The organism is Clostridium sp. MCC345 (assembly GCF_018785345.1).
Lineage (GTDB): Bacteria > Bacillota > Clostridia > Lachnospirales > Anaerotignaceae > Anaerotignum_A > Anaerotignum_A faecicola.
This window is the reverse complement of sequence record NZ_WQPP01000052.1, coordinates 1-314: the sequence shown is the minus strand read 5'-3', so window position 1 is coordinate 314 and position 314 is coordinate 1. Positions and strand designations below refer to the sequence as shown.

Below are 314 nucleotides of genomic sequence, written 5' to 3'. Positions count from 1 at the left end.
TGTTACATTTGAAAATAGAAAATTTTGTTTTCTCGATTGACTCTATTTTTGCTTTACTTGTATTCAGTTTTCAAGGTGCATCCCAACTTCTTTAAGCCGGTAAGTGGAGATAACGAGATTCGAACTCGTGACCCCCTGCTTGCAAGGCAGGTGCTCTCCCAGCTGAGCTATATCCCCAGACCACACAAAATGGGCTCAAGTGGACTCGAACCACCGACCTCACGCTTATCAGGCGTGCGCTCTAACCAGCTGAGCTATGAGCCCATAGGACTTCGGCGACCATCTACTCTCCCAGGCAGCTGCCCACCAAGTAC

General features: G+C 48.4%; 2 tRNA genes. Both read right to left on the bottom strand.

From position 1 onward, the window contains the following. Window positions 1–104 precede the first annotated feature (104 nt). Window positions 105–177 (bottom strand) — tRNA-Ala (locus GPK49_RS09175). A gap of 13 nt (window positions 178–190) precedes the next feature. Continuing rightward, a tRNA-Ile gene (locus GPK49_RS09170) sits at window positions 191–264 on the bottom strand. Window positions 265–314 lie beyond the last annotated feature (50 nt).